Consider the following 19,302-nt stretch of genomic DNA (forward strand, 5'->3'; position numbering starts at 1 on the left):
CGGGTACATAAGAAAGGAACGGAAACAGGATGGAAGTTTTATATAAGAGCACCAGGAGCGACAGCAGATCGGTTACGGCATCGGAAGCCATTTTAAAGGGACTTGCCGATGACGGGGGACTGTTTGTTCCGGAGCGCATTCCTGCGCTGGATAAGACGCCGGATGAGCTGGCGGGGATGACATACGCGGAGACAGCTTATGAAGTGATGAAGCTGTATCTGACGGATTTTACAGAAGAAGAACTGAAGGCGTGTATTGCAGGCGCCTATGACAGTAAGTTTGACACAGAGACGATCGCTCCGCTTGTGGAGGCGGAAGGCGCCTATTATCTGGAACTTTTTCATGGCGCGACCATCGCTTTTAAAGATATGGCGCTTTCTATCTTACCGCATCTGATGACGACAGCCGCCAAAAAGAATCAGATCAAAAATGAGATTGTGATTCTGACGGCGACTTCAGGAGATACGGGCAAGGCGGCGCTGGCAGGATTTGCCGATGTGAAAGGAACTCGGATCATTGTCTTTTATCCGAAAAACGGAGTCAGCCCGATCCAGGAGAAGCAAATGGTAACGCAGAAGGGGGCCAATACGTCTGTCGTCGGTATTCACGGTAACTTTGACGATGCGCAGACAGGTGTGAAGCGCATTTTTTCTGACGCGGAGATGAAGCGGAAACTGGCGGATAACGGATTTCAGTTTTCCTCGGCCAATTCGATCAATATTGGCCGTCTCGTTCCTCAGATCGTATACTATGTGTACGCCTACGGTGTTTTGCTGCGGGAGGGGAAGATCAAAAGCGGAGAAGAGATCAATGTAGTGGTACCCACCGGCAATTTTGGAAATATACTGGCCGCTTATTATGCGAAGCATATGGGTCTTCCGATTGCCCGTCTGATCTGTGCTTCCAATGAGAATAAAGTGCTGACAGACTTTTTTCATACGGGTATTTATGACAGGAACAGAGAATTTGTGCTGACAAGTTCACCGTCCATGGATATTCTGGTCTCCAGTAATCTGGAACGTCTGATCTATCGGATCACAGGGGAAGACGCACAGGCAACGGAGCGGCTGATGCGTCAGCTTGGCGGTGACGGGAAATATGAAGTGACGGAAGAGATGAGGAAGGAACTGACTGCTTTTTATGGCGGTTATGCCACCGAGAAAGAGACTGCCGAGCGGATCAGAACTTTGTATGAAAACAGCGGATATGTGATTGATACTCATACGGCAGTGGCGTCTGCAGTGTATGAGACGTACAGACAGGAGACCGGAGACGAGAGGAAGACAGTGATCGCTTCCACGGCCAGTCCCTTTAAGTTTACAAGAAGTGTGATGGATGCCGTTGCTCCGGACTGTAATGAGATGGATGACTTTGCGCTCGCGGACGCGCTTGCGAAAATTTCCAATACGCCGGTACCGGGGGCGGTGGAAGAGATCCGTAATGCGCCGATTCTGCATGACAATGTATGCGGGAAAGAGGAAATGGCGCAGATGGTTTGCCGTCTCCTCCAGACAGAGATCGGATAAGGAGCTTTTACAAAAGAGTTTACGATAAGAAAGGACAGTAGTATGGATTTTATGATGGATGTTCTGATCGTCGGTTTTGGACTGTATCTGATCTATTGTGCGGTCAAGATGAAACGAACGGGAGAACTGACAAAAGGGGTAATTATCAGAAAGGATGCAGATCTTACAAAAGCGCCGGATGTACCGGGATTTATCCGTTACATGTATGCCAAAGTAATTGCAATCGGTATCTGTACCTGTATCTGCGGAACGCTCGGTATCATCAATGATACGTATATGCAGCTTGGCATGATGTATCTCGGTGTGATCGGGATCTTTGTTGTAGCGATCGGAATTTTTGCATTTGTCACAGTGAAAGCACAAAAAAAATATCTGGGAATCTGACGATTCCCGGATATTTTTTTGTATGTTTCTGCCTGTGAAGTTCTGAATGTCAGCGTTCTGTCATTGGTATATATGGATGATCGGTACATAATGTCATATAGGCAGGGCGCATAATCTTACCGTTTGTTGCCAGTTCTTCCAATCTGTGTGCGCTCCAGCCGACGATTCTGGCAATGGCAAAGATAGGTGTATACAACTCCATTGGCAGATGTAGCATTTTATAGACAAAACCGGAATAAAAGTCGACATTAATGCTGACACCTTTGAACATCTGACGTTCCTGGGCGATGATTTCGGGTGCCAGCCGTTCCACGAGGGAGTAAAGGGCAAATTCTTTCTGCAGGCCTTTTTCCTCAGAGAGATTTTTGACAAAATCACGGAAGATCTCGGCACGGGGATCGGATTTGGAATAAACCGCATGTCCGACGCCGTAAATAAGTCCTGCCTTGTCAAAGGCTTCTTTGTGGAGCAGACGGCGCAGATAGTTTCCAACTTCCTCTTCGTCGGTCCAGTCGGATACCTGCTCCATCATATCGTCAAACATTTTTACAACTTTGATATTGGCGCCGCCGTGCCGCGGCCCTTTCAGGGAACCGATGGCGGCTGCGATCACCGAATAAGTATCTGTCATCGTGGAGGAGACAACATGGGTTGTAAACGAGGAGTTATTACCGCCGCCGTGTTCCATATGAATCACGAGAGCGATGTCCAGCAGCTTCGCCTCGAGTGGCGAATAAGAGCTGTCGGGGCGGAGAATGTGGAGAATATTCTCTGCCGTGGACAGGTTGGGCTGCGGCTGATGGACATACAGACTGTCCCCGTTGTGATAATGATTGTAAGCCTGGTATCCGTAGATGGTGAGAAGCGGAAAGAGGCTGATCAGTTCCAGACATTGACGCAGTACATTGGGAATGGAAGTGTCATCCGCGTGTTTGTCATAAGAATACAGTGTGAGTACGCTTCTTGACAGCGTGTTCATCATATCTTTACTCGGCGCCTTCATAATAATATCCCGCACAAAATGAGTGGGCAGGGTACGGTAATCGGATAGTAACTGCGTAAACTCTGCCAGTTCTTTTTCCGTGGGGAGCTTATTGAAAAGGAGCAGGTATGTAATTTCTTCATAGCCAAACTGTTTTCTGGCGGTAAAACCAAGGACCAAATCTTTGATGTCATATCCCCGGTAAAAGAGGCGGCCCTGGGCCGGCACGAGTTCCCCGTCTATCATTTCCTTGGCGCGGACATCGGAAATATTGGTCAATCCGGTGAGAACACCTTTCCCGTTCAGGTCACGAAGTCCTCGATTCACGTTATATTTTGTATAAAGGGCAGGGTCGATAGTACCGGCTTCTTCGCTGAGTTCTGCCAATGCCAAAATTTCCGGCGTAATGCTTGAGTAGATATTGTGGTCCATAATGATCGCCACCTTTCTGAAAAAATAAATCAATTTACAGTATCGGATAATATGTCTCGGGGATATTATGTGTTCAAGTGTTTTCTATTACTTCCTGAAACATAGACTGGTAAAAACCAAACCGAAAGACACAGCGCATACAGGCTGCATTTTGCGAAATAGATTAGTTTATCATATCATAAAAGTTAATTTGCAGGCAAGTAAAAAATCAGATTTCACATAATTTTAATATCACGAAAATTGCTTGTAAAAAACAGAAAAAGAGAATATCATAGTAAAATAGACAGGTAAGAAAACGACGGGAGAGACAGGAGGAATTGCTATGACGAACGAAGAAATGCTGTGTCATGTTGACCATACGCAGTTAAAACCATTTGCCACATGGGAAGATATTGAGAAATTATGCGAGGAGGCGGTAAAATATCAGACAGCCTCGGTCTGTGTGCCTCCGGCATACATCAAACGGATTGCGGATCAATACGCCGGCCGGCTGACGATCTGTACCGTAGTCGGATTTCCACTGGGATACAGTGTAACGGCGGCCAAAGTGACGGAAGTGCAGGAGGCGCTGCGCGATGGTGCCAGTGAGATTGACATGGTAGTCAATATCAGTGATGTAAAAAATCATTTGTATGACAAGGTGGAGGAGGAGATCCGGACATTAAAAGAAGTCTGCAAAGATCATATTCTGAAAGTAATCATTGAGACATGCTTCCTGACGGAAGAGGAAAAAATTGCCATGTGCCAGGCAGTGACAAAGGCGGGAGCGGATTACATTAAGACGTCCACCGGCTTCGGGACTGGCGGCGCCACGATGGAGGATGTGCAGCTGTTTCAAAAGAATATCGGTCCTGATGTAAAGATCAAGGCGGCCGGCGGTGTGAAGACGAAAGCGGATCTGGAGGCTTTCTTACAGGCCGGGTGCGACAGGATCGGCACTTCCTCTGCGGTGAGTATTTTAAATGGGGAATCGGCGAAGGGATATTAAAAAGGGAAACCATATGATGGAAAAGAAGATAATCAGGCAGAGAATACGAATGATGCGCACCGCCATGCGGGAGATGAGGATTGACTATTATCTTGTGCCGACGGCGGATTTTCATAATTCGGAATATGTGAACGATTATTTTAAGGCGCGTGAGTTTTTATCCGGATTTACCGGTTCTAACGGGACACTTGTCATCTCTCAGGAGGAAGCGGGCCTGTGGACGGACGGGCGCTATTATGTGCAGGCGCAGAGGGAGCTGGAAGGTACGGAGATCCGGCTTTTCCGCATGAATGAAGAGGGAGTACCGGATATTCCCGCATATCTGTGTCAGCATATGTGGGAAGGCCAGAGCCTTGGCTTCGACGGAAGAGTGGTCGACGCCGGGTTCGGGAAACGGCTGGAAGCCGCTCTGTCAGAGAAAAGGATCCGCTTTGCGTACGAGAGAGATGTCGTGGACACAATATGGCAGGAACGTCCGGCTTTTCCATGCAGCAGGGCGGAGATCGTCCCTGAGCGGTACTGCGGGGAAAGCGTGAGAGAGAAGCTGTCCAGGGTGCGGGAAAAAATGAGAGCGCACAGGGCTTCGTGCTTTTTCTTAAGCCGTCTGGACGATCTGATGTGGCTTTTTAATCTGCGGGGCAGTGATGTGGCCTGCAATCCGGTTCTCATGTCCTATGGATTTATTACGGAAAGTGACGCCTGGCTTTTTCTCCAGGCACAATCTCTGCACAGGGAGACGATAGACAGTATGCGGGATTCACAGGTGCAGATCAGAGACTACCGGGTGATTCTTCCGTTCCTGCGGGAATATCTGTTCGGAGGAAATGGCAGTGTCTCTGCCGGTGGATATGGTTCAGGGCGGGGCGGCGCCAGAAACAGGGGGCTTTTGCTATGTGACAGCAGGAATATCAGCTATTCCATGTACCGGCTGTTCAGAGAGTATGGGAATTATGTGGAGCGGAGCAACCCCACGGAGCTGATGAAAGCCGTAAAGACGGACACAGAGCTGGAATTTATTCGCAAAATCTATCTCAAAGACAGTGTGGCGGTGACGAAGTTTATTTACTGGATTAAAAATGCAGTCAACGGACAGATGGCAGAAGATCAGACAGCAGAAGACCAGGCAGCAGACAGTCAGCCGATGGACAGCCAGAGTCTGGAGTCAGGCGATCAGGAAACGCCGGCCTGCAGGCTGACGGAGTACACAGCCGCACAATATCTGGATGATCTGCGCAGGGCGATCCCGGAATTTCTTGACAGTTCGTTTCCGACGATCAGCGCTTATATGGAAAATGCTGCCATGATGCACTATGAGGCCGACCCTCAAGCGTGTAGTCAGCTGGAGGCGAGAGGAATGCTCCTTGTTGACTCTGGCGGCCAATATCTGGGCGGGACAACCGATGTGACGAGAACGATTGTGCTCGGAGAACTTTCGCAGGAGATGAAAGAACATTATACGGCAGTCGCCACCGGGATGCTGAGGCTGGCGCGTGCGCAGTTTCTGCACGGCTGCACGGGAAGGAATCTGGACATTCTTGCCCGCAGCCCTCTGTGGGACAGAGGACTTGACTATAAATGCGGCACGGGACATGGGATCGGCTATATGCTCAATGTACATGAGGGCCCTCACAATATCCGCTGGAAATATCAGGAAGGCATACCGGAGACAGTTCTGGAGGAAGGAATGCTCGTGACGGACGAGCCGGGCGTTTATCTGGAAGGAAAGTACGGAATACGGATCGAAAATGTCCTGGAGATCAGGAAGTCGCTGAAAAACGAAGAAGGACAGTTTATGCAGTTCGCGCCTCTGACATGGGTACCGCTTGATCTCGATGGCATTTTGCCGGAGCAGATGCCGGAGCAGGAGAGACTGGCGCTGAATGCTTACCACCGGGATGTCCGTGAGAAGCTATCTCCCTATCTGACGGAGGAAGAGAATGCGTGGCTGGAAACAGCCACCCGGGAAATCTAAAAAGATTGTGAAACTTTAGAAAAATCCCCGGTTCATTCTTGACTTTTTGCAGGGGGTTTGAGATAATACTTACGGTGTACTGGAAGCCGGTACATCAGGTGAAGCATATATCTGTCCGGGACTTTTGAGGGGCCGCGGACATGATATGAAATACATATTTTTTAAGGAGGACGTAGTATGTCAACAAAAGCGTATTATCCGTTAAACGAGATCGGTGCTGGAAAACCGGGTTTTTCCAAGACACGTTCTATCGTTGAGGCAGCTTTCTATGGCAATAATGTTGTGAAAGTCAACACATTAAAGGAAGCGTATGAATTAGCGAAAAATTCTCCGGGCACTGTTGTAACAGACATGCCGGTATATCACGGAGAGGAATTTGGTCTTGAGAGAGACGCAAAGGTTCTTTTGTTCAATGACGGCGCCGTTACGGGACGTTATGCAGCAGCGCGCCGTATTAAGGGAGAACCGGGCGTAGACGAAGCAAAACTCGATAAAGTAGTAATGGATGCTGTCTATGAGACACGCTGGAAAACGATGTATCATGCAGAGTGCTTTATCGGACTTGATCCTGAATTTATGGCAAAAGCTCACCTCCTTATTCCGGAAGGTGAAGAGAACATCCTTTACAACTGGATGTTGAACTTCCAGTATATGTCTGACGAGTATGTGAAGATGTACAAGAACTCCAAACCGATCGGAGACGGCAAAGAGCCTGATATTTATATTTTCTCCGATCCACAGTGGGCACCGCACGATGCACCGGATGTGGATTACAGCTGCCTGAGCGATCCGCTGACACTTTGCTATTTTGATACGAACCAGAACTGCGCGGCAATTCTCGGTATGAGATATTTCGGCGAGCATAAGAAAGGTACGCTGACAATGGCATGGGCACTTGCTAACAGAAACGGTTATGCTTCCTGCCACGGTGGTCAGAAAGAGTATACGCTTGCGGACGGTTCCAAGTTCGTTGCTTCCGTTTATGGTCTGTCAGGTTCCGGAAAATCCACACTGACACATGCAAAACATGGCGGCAAATATCCGATCACGGTTCTGCATGATGATGCGTTCATCATCAATACGGATACCTGCTCTTCCGTAGCGTTAGAGCCTACTTATTTTGATAAGACTGCAGATTATCCGACAGGCTGCCCGGACAATACCTATCTTTTGTCCGCACAGAACTGTTCCTGCACGATGGATGAGGACGGCAAGATCCAGCTTGTGACAGAGGATGTAAGAAACGGTAATGGCCGTGCAATCAAATCCAAACTTTGGTCTCCGAACCGTGTAGATAAGATCGATGCACCGGTTAATGCGATCTTCTGGATTATGAAAGATCCGACGATTCCGCCGGTACTGAAATTAAAAGGTTCCGCACTTGCTTCTGTTATGGGTGCTACACTGGCTACAAAGACTTCCACTGCAGAGCGTGTTGCAGCAGGTACCGATCTGAACGCACTCCGTATCGTGCCTTATGCAAACCCGTTCAGAACATATCCGCTCGTACATGACTATGAGAAGTTCAAAAAACTGGTGGAAGAGAAGAATGTTGCCTGCTATATCGTAAACACAGGTGACTTCATGGGCAAGAAGGTAAAACCGGCCGATACACTTGGTATTCTTGAGACGATCGTAGAAGGAAAGGCTAATTTCGAAAAATGGGGTCCTTTCGAAGACATCGAAATCATGAACGACTGGTCCGGTAAGACAGGCGACTTTACACCTGACCTGAACGATAAAGATTATGCGGCAGCACTGAAGAATGCTATGCAGAATCGTGTTGATGCGGTAGAAGGTTTCGCAACGAAGAAGGAAGGCTATGACAAACTTCCTGATGAAGCACTGGAAGCAGTGAAGAAACTGGTAGATGCGTTGAAATAATTCCGCTATATCAATTTTTATAAACAGAGAGGAATCTGCCTGAATACAGGCAGATTCTCTTTTTTGTCTGAGCTGGAGCATATAGACGGATGTCGATTCAGGGAATTAGAAATAATATTCTCAACACGCAAATTATGGTAGAAGATCGGAGGATTTTTGTATGAAAAAACTGGTCGCAGATCTGCATACACATACGATCGTCAGTGGACACGCATACGGAACGATTCGTGAGATGGCGGCGGCTGCCGCTGAAAAGGAACTGAAGATTCTGGGAATCAGTGAACACGCGCCAGGGATTCCCGGGACGGTGGCTCCCTTCTACTATGGAAATTTGCAGGTCATTCCCCGCATCTTATATGGAGTGAAGATTCTTCACGGCTGCGAGGTCAATGTGCTCTCCGGCGGACGGCTTTCTCTGGAACAGCAATATCTGGATTGGCTGGACTATGCGATCGCGGGGATACATCGCCCATGTTATGAGGATGAAGGGCGGGAGAAAAATACAGAAAATGTGATCGCCTGTATGAAGAATGAAAAAATTCGTTTTATCTCTCATCCGGATGATGATCATACGCCGTTTGATTATGTAGAGCTGGTAAAAGCTGCAGAGAAGTATCAGGTGGCGCTTGAAGTGAACAACAGTTCTCTGGTAAAGAAGGAATTGCGGCAAAACTGTTATGAGAATTATAAAACGATGCTGCAGCTCTGCATGAAACATGGCGTCCATATCATTGTAAACTCTGATGCCCATGATCCGAGCTGGGTCGGTGAATTTCGTCTGGCAGAGGAATTGTTGTCAGAGCTGAAATTTGACGAGAGTCTTATTTTAAATAATAATATGGAAAAAGTGGAGCAATTTCTTCTTGCAAAGGAAAAGCGTAATTTCCCTGAGAAATCGTACAAGAACTGACAAAGCAGCCATTTAGAAAATATTTTCCATCGCCTACATATTGTAATTTTTGAACTGTTTGGGTATAATGATAGTAACCTCAGATGTGGATAAAATTCTTGTTATTTTTGAACCTACATTTACTTTAAACGGGATTCCTATATCGCCGGACTAATGTCAGGCCTTCATTGCGCAGAGGAAGACAGGCATCCGTGCTGCGGTCACCCACCTGGCGTCAGCTAGGAGTCAAAAGACAGGAACCACATTTTGGGGATACAGAAGATAAAGGCAGTTGCGGGACAGCAACTGCCTTTTTTTCATATCAGCAGGCGCGGCGAAGAAGTCTGTGCGAACAGGGACGAAGCCCATGAAATGCAGGCGCGGCGAACAAAACGGTAAATTCAGGAGGCGGAATGGAAAAGAGACATAGAATGTGGCTGAAAGCGTTTATGATTATAGCGGGCCTTTTGCTTTTCTGTTTTCTGGCGGGAAAGCGTGGACCGGAGGTGGATTACGAAAAAGAGGCGCGGATCAGGCAGTATGAGGAAGATGAGAGCATTACGAAGACAGAAACAACACTGTTGGCATACGGGGATATGATACAGGGAACTGCGACAGGACCGGAGGACAACACGGTACTGACAACAGACGGAATCTTTACATATGAGAACGAGGAAGTGGAAAGCTGCAGATTCAAGCAGGTGACAGCCTACGTCAGGGATAACAGGATTCTGGAAGTGGTAGAACGCGAAGATCAGAAAGAGGTGGTGCTGCCTAACCTGTGGATCAGTGAAGTGGAGGAGGACACCATTCTCTGTTTTCTGTCGGGGATCAGTTTCTATGTACCGTATCAGGCTGAAAACAGCGACCGGGAGCAGGTGGCAGATCTCATACTCTATGACGGGGCAGTGAAAGACTGCATCTTCAAAAAGGAAAAGGTGACAGGGAAGCTACTCGGTGTGACAGAGCAAGAGATCAGGCTGGCAGGGCAGAACTTTGCATTGTCGGAGGATGTCAGGGTATACCGGCTATATGGGGAGATGAAAGAGATTACCCTGCAGGATTTGCCGATTGGTTATGAGAATACGGACTATGTGATAGAGGATGGAGAAGTATGTGCCTGCCTTGTGACCTGTGAGGAGAACATGGAAACGATTCGCGTCCTCTTACAGAGTGGAAATTATAACGGGCGTTATCATGATAGCGTTCTGTTATCGGCGGATTGTGAGTATACGCTGCGCTATGGAGAGGAAGAGGAACGGCATGGATCAGGGGAAGGCATCACCATCGATGCAGACAGTAGTTATTTTAAAGAAAATGAAAGAATAACTCTGACTCTGGCAGTCAATACAGGCAAGATTACCTTACATTCGATTCAGCGGGGACGTGAACAGACAGATTACAGGGGAAGCATGGAGATCATAAAGACAGAAGAGGGGCTTGTCGTGATTAACGAGCTTTTGCTGGAAGAGTATCTGTATGGGGTCGTTCCGAGTGAGATGCCGGCTTCCTATCCTCCGGAAAGTTTGAAGGCACAGGCAGTCTGTGCCAGGACATATGCTTATCGGAATATGGAGAAGGCAGGTCTGCCGGAACTTGGTGCACATGTAGACGACAGTACGGCATTTCAGGTATATGGCAATACGGACGAAAAAGCGGAGACGACAGCAGCGGTGAAGGCGACAAAAGGAGAACTTTTGCTGTATGAAGGAGAGCCTGTCAATGCCTATTATTATTCCACTTCCTGCGGATATGGGACAGATATGCGGGCGTGGAACGGATCGGAGGCAGACACGCTTCCTTATCTGCAGGCGAGAAGCATCTGCCAGGGCGGAGCGGAAATTGTCACTGCTTCCGGACAGACGACAGCAACACCGACTCCGGAAGAGATTCAGGAAGAATCATTGTTTGCACAGTTTATCATGCAGGAACAGACAGATTTTTTTGAGAGCGAAGAGGCATGGTACCGATGGAAGTATATTGTCGATGAAGTCGATGTGGAAGAGATCGAGCGGCGGCTTGCGGAGCGATATGCGCTTCAGCCACAATTCATACTCACAAAAACGGGAGAGGATGACTATTCCAGTCTGCAAACCGAAAAGATCGGTGACCTGAAGGAAATCAGCATTGTCGGGAGAACTGCGGGAGGGAATGCGGCAGAGCTGCTGATTGAAGGCAGTGAGAAAACGTATCTCGTAATGACAGAATATAATATCAGGTGTATTTTAAATAGCGGTCAGCATCCGGTAATCCGTCAAGATGGAAGTGAAGTCGCATCTGCCACCTTGCTTCCAAGCGCTTTCTTTACAATAACGACTGCTAAGGAAAACGGAAAGGTAACAGGATATAGCATAACAGGTGGTGGCTATGGTCATGGGATCGGTATGAGCCAGAACGGGGCCAGACAGATGGCTTTGGCAGGTATGAGTGGGGAAGAAATACTGGCATTTTTTTATAACGGGAGTTATTTGGAAACAATTTATTAAAAGGTGATTTACAACGGAAATTGATTTGTTAAAATATGATTTAGAGAGAAAATTGGTTTGTTAAAGGACAATTTATGACCAAATCGGTCATTAAATGGCGATTTATGAAGGCAAGAAAGGTATGTGGCGTAAAATATTTAATATCATACGTAATTTTACAAGAAAGGTGTCACGGGACAATGTGAGCGCCCATGCGGCCAGCACAGCTTTTTTTCTTTTTCTGTCTCTGATCCCGCTGTTGATGCTGGTCTGTTCAATTCTTCCCTATACGCCGGTGACAGAATCGATGCTGATGCAGTTCATGGTCGATCTGACACCGGATTCCGCGGATGGTTTGATGGTATATCTTGTGGGAGAAGTTTACGATCAGTCTGCGGGCGTTATTTCTATCGCGGCTGTGGCGACGATATGGGTGGCTGCCAAGGGAATGCTGGCATTGATGCGGGGGCTGAATGCTGTCAACGGCGTGACAGAGCGGAGAAATTATTTTCTCCTGCGGGTGGAAGCCTGTTTCTATACTGTGTTGATGCTCATCTCGATGATAATCGCTCTGCTGATTCTTGTATTTGGCAATAAACTGTCAGGAGTCCTTTCTGATCAGGTACCCGGGATTGGCGCATTTTTGCGTATCTTCATGTATATCCGGTTTGTGCCGGTCTGGCTCATACTGACAGCCGTGTTTGCAGTTCTCTATACATACATTCCAAGAGTGAGGACGCGGCTGCTCTATCAACTGCCGGGCGCTCTGCTTGCGGCTGTGGCATGGAGCTGTTTTTCCTGGGGATTTTCCATCTATGTTGATAAATTTAACGGTTTCAGTATGTATGGAAATCTGACGACGGTCATCATTGTGATGTTATGGCTCTACTTCTGCATGTATCTGCTGCTTATAGGGGCCAACATTAACCGCTACTTTTTGCCGGCGATTGAGTTTCTGCACAAAAAACACCGTTATCAGAGAAGCGCTGGTCATTAGAGAGGTCAATGCGTATGGATGAATTTTCCTGTGTGAGAAAGCAAGGGATGGGAGATCAGCGGATGGGAAGAGGATTCAGAAATCAGGGGACAGGGTCCGCCGCTGAAAATAGTATTTGACAATCTCCGGCGTTCCGGCTAGAATAGAACTCAGATTTATTTATGAAAAAGGCAGAGATGGTGTCAGTAGAAGTACATTTTCTTCCAGAGAGAGGAGGTCATCGGCTGTAAGCCTCCTTAAGTGCAGATGTATGTTCGAATTTCCCACCGGAGCCGTCTGGCGGAAAGCAGCAATGCCTGTCAGTAAGCCGGGCCGTGAGCGCACGTTATGCGTATGGAGTGCCTGCCACAGAGCAGGAATATTGGGTGGTACCGCGGAGAATTTCGTCCCTTGCATAGAGTTATGCAGGGGATTTTTTATCGTAACAGGAAATTCCTAATACGATGAAAATCAAAATGTGCAGCTCGCGGAGTGGAAACAAATATGACAAGGAGAAGAATATGAGAGAGAAATTAAAGCAGATCAAAGAAAAAGCACTGGAGCAGATTCGGGAGGCGCAGGCTCCGGAAATGCTGAATGAAGTGAGAGTGAATATTCTCGGAAAAAAGGGTGCGCTCACTGCCGTGCTGAAAAGTATGAAGGAAGTGGCTCCCGAAGACCGGCCCAAGGTCGGACAACTTGTCAATGAGACGAGAGAAGAGATCGAGAGAGTGCTGGAAGATGCCAAAAGAAAGATGGATCAGATTATCCGCGAGCAGAAGATGAAAGAAGAGGTCATCGACGTCACGCTGCCGGCTGAGAGAAATATTCTTGGACACAGACATCCCAATATGATCACGCTGGAGGAAGTGGAGCGGATCTTTATCGGCATGGGCTATGAGGTCGTGGAAGGGCCGGAAGTGGAAAAGGATTATTATAATTTTGAGGCGCTCAACATTCCCGCCGACCATCCGGCGAAAGATGAGCAGGATACCTTTTATGTGAACGGCGATATTTTGCTGCGGACGCAGACTTCTCCGGTGCAGGTGCGTGTGATGGAGCAGGGGAAACTGCCGATCCGTATGATTGCGCCTGGGCGGGTATTTCGCTCCGACGAGGTGGATGCCACCCATTCGCCCTCTTTCCATCAAATCGAAGGGCTTGTTGTTGACAAAAACATTACCTTTGCCGATCTGAAAGGGACGCTGGCAGAGTTTGCCCGGGAACTGTTCGGGGAGGATACGAAAGTGAAATTCAGACCGCATCACTTCCCGTTCACGGAGCCGAGTGCGGAGGTGGATGTGAGCTGCTTCAAGTGCCATGGCAAGGGCTGCCGGTTCTGTAAGGGAAGCGGATGGATCGAAATCCTTGGCTGTGGTATGGTGCATCCTCATGTGTTTGAAATGTGCGGCATTGATCCGAAGGAATATACGGGTTTTGCGTTCGGGATGGGTCTGGAACGGATTTCTTTGTTAAAATATGAGATTGACGATATGCGTCTGCTGTATGAGAATGATATTCGTTTTTTAAGACAGTTTTAGAAGGCAGACAATCCAAAACCGGCCGCTGTGTTTTTTATTGACACGGCATAATATCAGAAAAGGAGAAAATAATAATATGAATACAGCATTATCATGGGTGAAAGCATATGTACCGGAGCTTTCCTGCACGGATCAGGAGTATTGCGATGCCATGACGTTATCCGGTACGAAAGTGGAAGGGTTTCAGCGCAGCGATAAAAATCTGGAAAAGATCGTCATCGGAAAAATTCTGAAGATCGAGAAACATCCGGATGCCGACAAACTGATCGTCTGTCAGGTGGACATTGGTGGGGAAACGATTCAGATTGTCACCGGTGCTCCCAATGTGAAAGAAGGAGATAAAGTGCCTGTCGTGCTGGACGGCGGGAAGGTGGCAGGCAGCGCACACAGCGATGGACCGCTCCCGGAGGAGGGCATTGCGATCAGGGCCGGCAAACTGCGGGGCGTACCTTCCAACGGAATGATGTGTTCCATCGAGGAACTTGGCTCTGACAGGGGTATGTATCCGGAGGCGCCGGAGCTTGGTATTTATATTTTCCCGGAAGATGCGGAAGTCGGCGCAGACGCTGTGGAAGCGCTGGGACTCAGAGATACCGTATTTGAGTATGAGATCACGTCCAATCGGGTGGATTGTTACAGTGTGCTCGGCATCGCCAGAGAGGCGGCAGCGACCTTTGGTAAACCGTTTGTGCCTCCGGTTGTGGAGATCAAAAACGAGAAGGGCAGCGCACAGGACTATATCAGTGTGGAAGTACAGGACAGCGATCTGTGTACGCGCTATTGTGCGCGGGTATGCACCAACATCAAAATCGGGCCTTCCCCGAAATGGATGCAGCGCAGGCTGGCAGCCAGCGGCATTCGTCCGATCAACAATCTTGTGGACATTACCAATTATGTGATGGAAGAATATGGACAGCCGATGCACGCTTATGATCTGGATACAATCGCGGGACATAAGATCATCGTGCGCCGGGCAGGGGACGGAGACGAATTCCAGACGCTTGACGGGCAAGTCAGAAAGCTGGATCATGACGTGTTGATGATCTGTGATGCGGAGAAGGAGATTGGCATCGCCGGGATCATGGGTGGTGAAAACTCGAAGATCACGGACGAGGTGAAAACGGTGCTCTTTGAGGCGGCCACGTTCCATGGTCCCAATATCCGGAAATCGGCAAAGAGGATCGGTCTGCGCACGGACGCCTCAGGCATATTCGAAAAAGGTCTGGACCCGCGCAATGCACAGGCGGCGATTGACCGGGCCTGCCAGCTCATCGAAGAGCTTGGCTGCGGGGAAGTCGTGGGCGGTATGGTGGATGCCGGTGCGCCGCTTGCGCCTTTGCGTAAAATCCCCTTTGAGCCGGAGCGGATCAATCAGCTGCTCGGCACGGACATTTCTGCGCAGGAAATGCGGAACATATTCGAGAAATTAGAACTCGTCTATGCGGAAGAAAAGAATGCGCTGATCATTCCTTCATTCCGCCAGGATCTGGAAGGGTTTGCCGATATTGCCGAAGAAGTGGCGAGATTTTTCGGTTATGATAAGATTCCGACGACACTGCCGCGGGGAGAAGCGACGACGGGGAAACTGCCGTTTAAGCTGCGTATCGAGCAGAAAGCGAGAGATATTGCCGAGTACTGCGGCTTTTCGCAGGGGATGAGCTATTCCTTCGAGAGTCCGAAAGTATTTGACAAACTGCTGCTGCCACAGGACAGCGGCCTGCGGGAAACCGTGACGATTTCCAATCCACTCGGAGAGGACTTTTCCGTGATGCGAACGACATCGCTGAATGGGCTTCTGACATCGCTGTCCGTCAATTACAATAGAAGAAATAAAGATGTGCGGCTGTATGAGCTTGGCAATGTGTATCTGCCGCATCAGGTTCCGGTAACGGAGCTGCCGGACGAGAGAATGCAGTTTACACTCGGTATGTACGGGGCGGGCGATTTCTTTACGATGAAAGGTGTCATCGAAGAATTTTTCATAAGTATCGGGATGACGAAGCGCGTACAGTATGATCCGCAGGCGGGGAAACCATTCCTGCATCCGGGCAGACAGGCGCTCATCCGCTATGAAGAGATGGAAGTCGGTTTCCTTGGGGAGCTTCATCCGCAGGTAGCCGACAACTATGAGATCGGTACGAAAGTATATGTGGCGGTACTTGATATGCCGGAAGTGACCAAGTTTGCCACATTTGACAGGAAATACACCGGAGTTGCCAGATTCCCGGCGGTTACCAGGGACATCAGTATGGTCGTGCCGGGAGATGTGCTTGCGGGTCAGATCGAGACAATGATCGAACAACGGGGCGGTAAGATTCTGGAGAGTTATCACCTGTTTGATATTTACGAAGGGGAACAGATCAGGAAAGGCTTCAAGTCCATGGCATATTCGATCACGTTCCGTGCACAGGACCGGACGCTGAGCGAGAGCGATGTTTCGGCATCGATGAAAAAGATTCTGCACGGGCTGGAAGGAATGGGTATAGAACTGCGGCAGTAGACGCGAAAGCAGTGTGGGGAAACAGGCGAAAGAGAGACTGTTTCTCTGTGGTTTGCCGCCGGAATCCTCCGGCGTAAAACCAGATAAAAGCAGAAAGAAGGAATTATGTATGGAAAATAAAAATATATGGGAGACGTACGACGCGGAGCAGCTTGCGGAGATGGAACGTTTCACAGAGCAGTACCGTCAGTTTCTTGATGAGGGAAAGACAGAGCGGGAGTGTATCGACAGCATTGTCAACCGCATTGAAAAAGAAGGCTACCGGGAACTGGATGCGTTGCGCAGAGAAAAGCGGACGCTGAAAGCGGGAGATAAAGTTTATACTGTCTGTATGAACAAATCGATCATTCTGTATCAGATCGGCAGCCGTCCGCTGGAGGAAGGCATGAATATTCTGGGAGCGCACATCGACTCCCCGCGTCTTGACATTAAGCAAAATCCCCTGTATGAGGATGGGGGCTTTGCCTATCTGGATACTCACTATTATGGCGGCGTAAAGAAATATCAGTGGGTGACGATGCCGCTTGCCCTGCACGGGGTCATTGTCAAAAAAGACGGCACGACGATTGAAATGAAGATTGGAGAGGATGAGGACGATCCGGTATTTTTTATCTCCGATCTGCTCATTCATCTGGCCGCAGAACAGCTGGAGAAAAAGGCAGGTAAGGTCATCGAGGGAGAGGCGCTCGACATTATCATCGGTAACCGTCCGCTTACCATTGATCGTGATGACAGTGGAAAAGAGAATGAGGACGATGACCGGAAGAAGAAAAAAGATCCGGTGAAAAAGGCCATATTGCATCGCCTGAAAGAAGACTACGGCATCGAAGAAGAGGACTTTCTCTCCGCGGAGCTGGAGGCAGTGCCGGCCGGCCGGGCGAGAGAAGCCGGATTTGACCGCAGCATGATACTGGCCTATGGACAGGACGACAGGGTATGCGCATTTGCATCTCTGCAGGCAATGTTGGAGATGGGCTTGCCAGAGCGCACGGCATGTTGTATTCTTGTAGATAAAGAAGAGATTGGCAGTGTGGGAGCTACCGGTATGCGTTCCATGTTTTTTGAGAACAGCGTGGCAGAGCTGCTTGCACTGTGCGGCGGATATAATGATCTGACACTGCGCAGGTGCCTGGCATCGTCTCTGATGCTCTCCTCCGATGTGAGCAGCGCCTATGATCCGGCTTTTGCCAGCAGTTTTGACAAGAAAAATGTGGCGTATCTCGGAAAAGGCATGGTATTTAACAAGTTCACCGGTTCCAGAGGCAAGTCGGGGTCGAACGATGCCAATGCGGAATATCTGGCCTATATCCGCAATATTTTTGAGAAAGAAAAGGTGCATTTTCAGACGGCGGAGCTTGGCAAAGTCGATCTTGGCGGAGGCGGTACGATCGCCTATATTATGGCGTTGTATGGGATGCAGGTCATAGACAGCGGTGTGGCGGTGCTGAACATGCACGCGCCATGGGAAGCAACGAGCAAGGCGGACGTCTATGAGGCGAAACGGGGCTATGCCGCTTTTCTGAAATATAACGGTATGACATGGCAAGGATAACAGAAAGTAGAAAAAGACATCATGGAAGGATTGAAAACTTCGGATTATGATTTTGATCTGCCGCCGGAGCTGATCGCTCAGGACCCGCTGACCGACCGCAGCGGGTCCCGGCTGCTGACACTGGACAGAGACAGCGGGGCGGTCGGACATCATCAGTTCCGGGAGATTACGGATTACCTGCGGCCGGGTGACTGCCTTGTATTAAACAATACAAAAGTCATCCCTGCCAGGCTCTATGGCGTAAAACAAGAGACAGGAGCGGTGATCGAAGTGCTTTTGCTCAGGCGCAGGGAGAATGATCTGTGGGAGACACTTGTAAAGCCCGGGAAGAAAGCGCGGGCGGGGACACAGCTTATCTTTGGCGACGGAGAATTGACCGGAGTGGTCAGCGATGTTCTGGAGGACGGCAATCGTCTGATCCGTTTCACATATGAAGGTATTTGGGAGGAAGTGCTGGACCGTCTGGGAGAGATGCCGCTGCCTCCCTATATTACCCATAAACTACAGGACAGAACCCGTTATCAGACCATATATGCACGATATGAGGGATCTGCGGCGGCGCCTACCGCCGGGCTGCACTTTACGGAACAACTGTTGCGGGAGATAGAGGCGAAGGGTGTCTCACTTGTCTATGTGACGCTGCATGTCGGGCTTGGCACGTTCCGCCCGGTAAAAGTGGAAAATATTCAGGAGCATCTGATGCACTCGGAATGGTATGAGGTGACGGAGGAAGCTGCGGAACGCATCAATCGCTCAAAGAGAGAAGGTGGGCGCATCCTCTGTGTGGGAACGACGAGCTGTCGCACGGTTGAGAGTGCGGCAAACGAGAGCGGGATCGTCAGGCCTGGACAGGGCAGTACGGAAATCTTTATTTATCCGGGCTACCGGTTTCGGGTACTCGACGGTCTGCTCACGAATTTTCATCTGCCGCAGTCGACATTGCTGATGCTCGTATCCGCGCTGGCTGGCAGAGAGCATGTGCTGGCGGCATATGAAGAGGCAGTCAGGGAGAGATACCGGTTTTTCAGCTTTGGCGACGCGATGCTTATAATTTGACACAAAATGTTACATTTGTGAAGTAGAGGGTTCAGAGTTGCCCGGTAGGTAGAGATTACCTACCGGGTAATTTTTTTGAAATTTTCCGAAAAAAATTTCCGTAAAACCATTGACAACGTAGGTGGCAGTGTTAGAGTACGAGTACGATAAAACAA

13 protein-coding genes, 1 other RNA gene and 1 other annotated feature are annotated in these 19,302 nt (G+C 49.0%); of the genes, 13 read left to right on the forward strand and 1 reads right to left on the reverse strand.

Annotated features, from left to right (window positions below; all coding sequences use genetic code 11):
• The first annotated feature begins 29 nt into the window (after nucleotides 1–29).
• Entirely contained in the window at nucleotides 30–1,526 is a 1,497-nt protein-coding gene (gene thrC, locus V1224_07430; GenBank protein WWR17247.1) for a threonine synthase, read from the forward strand.
• A 42-nt stretch (nucleotides 1,527–1,568) separates the two neighbouring features.
• Nucleotides 1,569–1,910 carry a hypothetical protein gene (locus V1224_07435; GenBank protein ID WWR17248.1) on the forward strand — a complete coding sequence of 114 codons (342 nt, stop codon included), beginning with the start codon at nucleotides 1,569–1,571 and terminating at the stop codon, nucleotides 1,908–1,910.
• A gap of 49 nt (nucleotides 1,911–1,959) precedes the next feature.
• Here V1224_07435 and V1224_07440 read toward each other — a convergent pair whose 3' ends face one another.
• Nucleotides 1,960–3,324: a citrate/2-methylcitrate synthase gene (locus tag V1224_07440; GenBank protein WWR17249.1), complete on the reverse strand. Its 1,365-nt coding sequence runs from the start codon at nucleotides 3,322–3,324 to the stop codon at nucleotides 1,960–1,962.
• A gap of 322 nt (nucleotides 3,325–3,646) precedes the next feature.
• Between V1224_07440 and deoC the strand changes: the two genes are divergently transcribed.
• The 11 genes from deoC to queA all read left to right on the forward strand — a co-directional run bounded on the left by deoC (nucleotide 3,647) and on the right by queA (nucleotide 19,147).
• A complete protein-coding gene (gene deoC / locus V1224_07445; protein ID WWR17250.1) occupies nucleotides 3,647–4,312 on the forward strand; it encodes a deoxyribose-phosphate aldolase in 666 nt (221 codons plus the stop codon).
• Between the two features lie 13 nt (nucleotides 4,313–4,325).
• Nucleotides 4,326–6,284, forward strand: coding sequence for an aminopeptidase P family protein (locus V1224_07450; GenBank protein WWR17251.1), 1,959 nt, complete (start codon nucleotides 4,326–4,328; stop codon nucleotides 6,282–6,284).
• A gap of 177 nt (nucleotides 6,285–6,461) precedes the next feature.
• Nucleotides 6,462–8,168 carry a phosphoenolpyruvate carboxykinase (ATP) gene (locus tag V1224_07455; GenBank protein WWR17252.1) on the forward strand — a complete coding sequence of 569 codons (1,707 nt, stop codon included), beginning with the start codon at nucleotides 6,462–6,464 and terminating at the stop codon, nucleotides 8,166–8,168.
• A 160-nt stretch (nucleotides 8,169–8,328) separates the two neighbouring features.
• Entirely contained in the window at nucleotides 8,329–9,078 is a 750-nt protein-coding gene (locus tag V1224_07460) for a phosphatase (protein WWR17253.1), read from the forward strand.
• A gap of 72 nt (nucleotides 9,079–9,150) precedes the next feature.
• Nucleotides 9,151–9,336: non-coding RNA, 6S RNA (ssrS, locus tag V1224_07465), on the forward strand.
• 134 nt (nucleotides 9,337–9,470) lie between these two features.
• The gene (locus tag V1224_07470) at nucleotides 9,471–11,543 is read left to right on the forward strand and encodes a SpoIID/LytB domain-containing protein (protein ID WWR17254.1); all 2,073 of its coding nucleotides are present in this window, start codon (nucleotides 9,471–9,473) and stop codon (nucleotides 11,541–11,543) included.
• 94 nt (nucleotides 11,544–11,637) lie between these two features.
• Nucleotides 11,638–12,519 carry a YihY/virulence factor BrkB family protein gene (locus V1224_07475; protein WWR17255.1) on the forward strand — a complete coding sequence of 294 codons (882 nt, stop codon included), beginning with the start codon at nucleotides 11,638–11,640 and terminating at the stop codon, nucleotides 12,517–12,519.
• 164 nt (nucleotides 12,520–12,683) lie between these two features.
• Nucleotides 12,684–12,913 (forward strand) — a binding site (T-box leader).
• Nucleotides 12,914–13,019: 106 nt separating this feature from the next.
• Nucleotides 13,020–14,039 (forward strand): phenylalanine--tRNA ligase subunit alpha, encoded by a 1,020-nt coding sequence (gene pheS / locus V1224_07480; GenBank protein ID WWR17256.1) that lies wholly within the window; start codon nucleotides 13,020–13,022, stop codon nucleotides 14,037–14,039.
• A 76-nt stretch (nucleotides 14,040–14,115) separates the two neighbouring features.
• Nucleotides 14,116–16,539, forward strand: a complete 2,424-nt coding sequence (pheT, locus tag V1224_07485; protein WWR17257.1) for a phenylalanine--tRNA ligase subunit beta — start codon at nucleotides 14,116–14,118, stop codon at nucleotides 16,537–16,539.
• A gap of 52 nt (nucleotides 16,540–16,591) precedes the next feature.
• Complete coding sequence (locus V1224_07490; protein WWR17438.1) at nucleotides 16,592–18,091, forward strand: aminopeptidase; 1,500 nt, start codon at nucleotides 16,592–16,594, stop codon at nucleotides 18,089–18,091.
• Nucleotides 18,092–18,121: 30 nt separating this feature from the next.
• The gene (queA, locus tag V1224_07495) at nucleotides 18,122–19,147 is read left to right on the forward strand and encodes a tRNA preQ1(34) S-adenosylmethionine ribosyltransferase-isomerase QueA (protein WWR17439.1); all 1,026 of its coding nucleotides are present in this window, start codon (nucleotides 18,122–18,124) and stop codon (nucleotides 19,145–19,147) included.
• The last annotated feature ends 155 nt before the right edge of the window (nucleotides 19,148–19,302 follow it).

It is taken from the genome of Lachnospiraceae bacterium JLR.KK008, assembly GCA_037015955.1.
GTDB lineage: Bacteria > Bacillota > Clostridia > Lachnospirales > Lachnospiraceae > VSOB01.

Bases quoted from the DNA above. Each gene is read 5' to 3' on its own strand.
- pheS (WWR17256.1), top strand. From the start codon at position 13,020: ATGAGAGAGAAATTAAAGCAGATCAAAGAAAAAGCACTGGAGCAGATT.
- V1224_07475 (WWR17255.1), top strand. From the start codon at position 11,638: ATGGCGATTTATGAAGGCAAGAAAGGTATGTGGCGTAAAATATTTAAT.
- deoC (WWR17250.1), top strand. From the start codon at position 3,647: ATGACGAACGAAGAAATGCTGTGTCATGTTGACCATACGCAGTTAAAA.
- V1224_07455 (WWR17252.1), top strand. From the start codon at position 6,462: ATGTCAACAAAAGCGTATTATCCGTTAAACGAGATCGGTGCTGGAAAA.
- thrC (WWR17247.1), top strand. From the start codon at position 30: ATGGAAGTTTTATATAAGAGCACCAGGAGCGACAGCAGATCGGTTACG.
- V1224_07450 (WWR17251.1), top strand. From the start codon at position 4,326: ATGATGGAAAAGAAGATAATCAGGCAGAGAATACGAATGATGCGCACC.
- pheT (WWR17257.1), top strand. From the start codon at position 14,116: ATGAATACAGCATTATCATGGGTGAAAGCATATGTACCGGAGCTTTCC.
- V1224_07435 (WWR17248.1), top strand. From the start codon at position 1,569: ATGGATTTTATGATGGATGTTCTGATCGTCGGTTTTGGACTGTATCTG.
- V1224_07470 (WWR17254.1), top strand. From the start codon at position 9,471: ATGGAAAAGAGACATAGAATGTGGCTGAAAGCGTTTATGATTATAGCG.
- V1224_07460 (WWR17253.1), top strand. From the start codon at position 8,329: ATGAAAAAACTGGTCGCAGATCTGCATACACATACGATCGTCAGTGGA.
- V1224_07440 (WWR17249.1), bottom strand. From the start codon at position 3,324: ATGGACCACAATATCTACTCAAGCATTACGCCGGAAATTTTGGCATTG.